The organism is bacterium (assembly GCA_040756715.1).
Taxonomy (GTDB): Bacteria; UBA9089; UBA9088; order UBA9088; family UBA9088; genus JBFLYE01.
Genome location: JBFLYE010000112.1, coordinates 1 through 2445 on the forward strand (window position 1 = coordinate 1; position 2445 = coordinate 2445).

Below are 2445 nucleotides of genomic sequence, written 5' to 3' on the forward strand. Positions count from 1 at the left end.
AGATTTTACCGGCACAGCCCCATATTATCTAGCCTCATGGGTTGGTGTTTCCCTTATAATTTCTCTCTTTGCCTATCTTTTACAGATAAAATTTGAGCTATTCACAAGGGCTTTAATCATTTCCTATATTATTGTTCTTATCTTTGTTCCACCCTTATACTTTGATATTCATCTTTATAGCTGCTTTGATATATCAAAGGTTACATCCATTTATCTCCTTACCATGGTAATCCTAGCAACCTGGCTAATCAGAAGCGCCTATCTTTCTAAAATTGAGATATCTATCCCTCCCTTAATAATTCTCCTTCCAACATCTGCCTGGTTAATTATAACCATTATTTCAACCATATTCTCTATAAACCCCTGGATGGCATTTGTGGGAACATATAAGAGGTACGAGGGTCTTCTTGTGGTTATTATGTATTTTATCTCCTTTTATGCTATTCTTACCTTTATCTCAAAGGAAAAGATCTATTGGCTTTTATTTAGCATTATTCTTGTTGCGGCAATAACCTCTGTATATGGGGTAATTCAATTTCTTGGGCTAGATCCCCTTAAATGGGAATCCTTCACTAGATATAGAATCATTGGAACATTTGGAAACCCTGTATTTATTGCGGCATACCTTTCGATGGCTATATTTACCTGCCTTTCGATGTATATCTTTATTACGGAAAGAAAGGAAGTTTCTAAGGGAAAAAAAAGAGAGAAACAATCTTCTTTAAAAAGACCCCTTCTTCTTTTGTTTTATGGAGGGTGCATTATTTTTATCTACATCTGCTTCTGCTTTACCAATACAAGGGCCACCTTTGTCGGATTAAGTGTTTGCACTTTGGTATTTGTGCTTTGGTTCTATGGATTTAGATTTTTTCTTTTATACTTTCCTGTTTTTACCTCTTTATTTGGCTTTGTTTTTTATATAGTCCACAAATATCTAGATCTATCCAGCAAAATGGCCTTATTTTTAGGTGGTTTATCCTTGGGGCTTTTGTTTTTTGCCCATTTGGTTATTACAGGGTTTATAATAAAGGAAAGAGGAACAGCCTATAAAATAGGCCTTCCCGTGATTGGGGCCTCTCTTATATTTTTAACCATTGTTTTTAATCTTAACCGAAATATCTCAGTTGCAGGAAGGTTCTTTGGAATCATTCCAAAAAGTATGCAGGGAGCTGAAAATATTACCAAAGAGGAAAAGGATGTGGTTAAAATTAAAGAAGAGAAAAAAATAGGCCTTTTTCAAAAAATTAGGAACAAGCTTGCTAGCGCGGGAGGTTCTTCGGGATGGAGGATCTGGATGTGGACAACCGGCTGTGCAATCATTCCCGATTATCCCTGGTTTGGAATTGGTCCAGATACATTGGGCATAATCTTTCCTAAATACCTTGCCAAGGTTTATACAAAAAAAATGGAAGGGGGGCTAGAGATGGAGGATAGGCTGCACAATGAGATCTTTGATACAGGAGTAAATCGGGGAATTATAGGGCTTATTATCTATTTCTGGCTTATTATTGCCTTTACAATGTATTGTTGGAAGGGATATTGCAAAGCAGAAAATGAAAGAAAGATTCTTATCTTGGGAATGTATACCGCCTGGCTTGCCTATCTTGTTCAAAACCAATTTAGCTTTGGAAATACACCCATTGCCTCCCTTTATTGGATACTTATGGCAATGGCAGTAAAAGAGATTGGCAATTTTAAAACCTTTCAATTTAGCTTTAGGAAAAATTCACCCATTCCTTGGGTGATATACCCTTCTGTTTTTATCTTTATAATTGCTTTTTCTATCTCTGTTATTAGACCATACCTTGCTGACCTATATTATAAAGATGGAACCGTATGCTCTGCTCGGGGGGATTGGAACAACACATTTTCTAAATATAAAAAGGCAATTTCCTTCAATTATCGGGAAATAAGGTATTGGGAGGAGCTAAATCGGGCTTATATCAACCATGTAATAACCACAGGCAATAAAGAATCATTAAAAGAGGCGATTGCGGGAGCAACTACCTTAAATAAGCTACTGCGAGGGATGAGCAACACCGCCTATTTTACATTGGGAATGGCACATTTTATGCAAGGCGAGGCAGAGAAAGCCCTTTTCTATTACAAAAAGGCAAAGGAATGGCAACCTTTTATTGCTGATATATATAACAACATGGGAATTTTATATCTAAATATGGGAAAGACAGAACTTGCAATGGCTGAATTTGAACAGGCAATTGAGATAAGGCCTGAATATTCAAGGACGGTTGACCATCTTATAAGGCTATACCTTGCTAATAATGAGATAGATAGGGCAATCTCCTTCTTAACAAGGCTTTCTAATGTTTTAGAGGGCGATAATAAAAAAAGGCTACATAATCTTCTGAGCTGGATTTACTACCATAAAAAACAAGATTATGAAAAAAGCCTAAAGGAAAGCCAAAAGGTATTAGAAAGCCTTGT

Annotated in this window: 1 protein-coding gene; it reads left to right on the forward strand. The window is 36.4% G+C overall.

Going from position 1 to position 2445, the window contains the following annotated elements; all coding sequences use genetic code 11:
* On the forward strand, positions 1-2445 hold a 2445-nt coding region (locus AB1397_04210), incomplete at both ends, for a tetratricopeptide repeat protein (protein MEW6482186.1).